This is a genomic window from Streptomyces sp. NPDC091416, assembly GCF_044756845.1.
GTDB lineage: Bacteria > Actinomycetota > Actinomycetes > Streptomycetales > Streptomycetaceae > Streptomyces.
On sequence record NZ_JBIVTU010000055.1, the window covers coordinates 1 to 1,774 of the forward strand.

Annotated in this window: 3 protein-coding genes; 1 reads left to right on the top strand and 2 read right to left on the bottom strand. The window is 65.9% G+C overall.

The features are described 5' to 3' along the window. The first annotated feature begins 122 nt into the window (after positions 1-122). Entirely contained in the window at positions 123-497 is a 375-nt protein-coding gene (locus tag ACIQMX_RS42420; protein WP_402487060.1) for a hypothetical protein, read from the top strand. 33 nt (positions 498-530) lie between these two features. On the opposite strand, the gene istB is transcribed toward ACIQMX_RS42420, so the two are convergent. After that, on the bottom strand, positions 531-1,301 hold the full coding sequence (gene istB, locus ACIQMX_RS42425; protein ID WP_402487063.1) for an IS21-like element helper ATPase IstB: 771 nt from the start codon (positions 1,299-1,301) through the stop codon (positions 531-533). Further along, the coding region (locus ACIQMX_RS42430; RefSeq protein WP_402487066.1) for a Mu transposase domain-containing protein at positions 1,298-1,774 on the bottom strand (477 nt) is incomplete at its 5' end. The genes istB and ACIQMX_RS42430, both read right to left, overlap by 4 nt.

Sequence of the window (1,774 nt, forward strand, 5' to 3'; positions counted from 1 at the left end):
TGTCGGCGTACGACCTTTGCTCCCCAGCCGTGTACGGATGAACGTCCCCAGCTGCGTCGCGGAAAGCAACACAGCTGAGGAACCTGGTTGAGATCGTCAGGCCAGCCAGAGACACTCGCTCGATGAGTCGTAGCGCATCGCCCGGATTGGTCGAACGAGGCTGGGACGAGCCGTGGTACCGGGTTCGCACGGACGCCTTCGAGGCATCGTTCCTGCCCAGCCCGGACGAGGACCTGGACTCGGTGTGCAATGTCGATGTCTTCGTGGGCCTGAAGGACGGCTCCCGTTGGAGCGCGACAGTGTTCACGGTCGCAGAGGTCGAACGCTTGATGGAGACGTGGGCAGGAAGCGGCGAGGCTCTCGGCGGCCGCTACTTCTGGGCCTCGGACGGCCTGATCGTCAGGGATCGTGGCATCGACAGCATGACCCACGTGATCGCCGGGCTGATCGAGACCGACGAGTTCACTGCGGTCTTCCAGCGACTCGAAGACGACTGACCAAGCTCCCGGCCACGTCTGTGCAATGGCTTACTAGGCTACGTCTGTGTCCCGCTCGATGGCCTTGAGCCGGTTCTTGAGCCGGTAGCTGGGGCCGTTGATGGAGATCACGTCGCAGTGGTGGAGGAGCCGGTCGAGGATGGCGGTGGCGAGGACCTCGTCACCGAACACCTGTCCCCATTCGCTGAAGGTCTTGTTCGAGGTCAGGATGATCGAGCCCTTTTCATACCGCTTTGAGATGACCTGGAAGACCAGGTTCGCTTCTCCGCGTTCGAGGATCTCGTAGCCCACCTCGTCGACGACGAGGACGCCCGGCCGGAGGTAGGTGCCGAGCTTGTTGGCGAGGCGGCCTGCTGCTTCGGCGGCTTTGAGGTTGCGGACCATGTCGTCGAGGCTGGTGAAGTAGACCGAGTAGCCGGCCCGGCAGGCCGCGACCGCCAGAGAGACAGCGATATGTGTCTTGCCCACCCCCGGCGGTCCCAGGAGAGCGGCGTTCGCCTTCGCCTCGACGAACGAAAGGGTGGCGAGGTCCTTGACCTTGCGCGGGTCGAGGTCGGGCTGGAACGAGAAGTCGTATTCATCGAGCGTCTTGTGGTGCGGGAGCCGGGAGAGCCGCAGGCCCTGGCGGAAGCGGCGGTCGTCGCGGACGGCCAGTTCTTCGGAGAGGACCAGGTCGAGGAAGTCGAGGTAGCCCATTTTCGCCTCGTCGGCCCGGTGGGTGAACTCGTTGATGGTTTCCGCAAGGTGGGGCAGGCCGAGCTTGCCGGCCGTGGTGCGGATGCGGTTGCCGGTCAGCTCGCTCAAGACGTTTCCTTCGTCGCTCGATGGGTGGTGAAGGGACGGGTGCCGGTCAGCTCGTCGTAGACCGACAATGGTCGGCGTCCGACCTCGATCCGGGTGGCCGCGGCCCGGTTCAGCAGTGCCTGCAACGGGCCGGTCTCCTCGCCCCGCGGCCGTTCTTGACGGGGCTGGACCGGGATGTCGCCGGTGGTGGTCCGGCGTCCCTTGCCGGTGGGCAGGCCGTCCCAGTGCGTCTCGTCGACGACACGGGCACCGCGGCCGATCGCCCGGGGATGGGCGGCCAGAAGAGTGCTGCCTTGAGCATCGGCGAGTGTGGCATGCAGCATGACCTGGGATTTCGTGGCCCGGATCTCGACCAGCTGGCGAGCCCGAACCCGGCGGGCCGGCACGGAGTAGAGGTTGCCGTCGAAGGCGACGAGGCAGTCCTTGCCGACGTGCCGCAGCTGCCGTTCGGCCACCAAGTAGGGGGTCGGCGG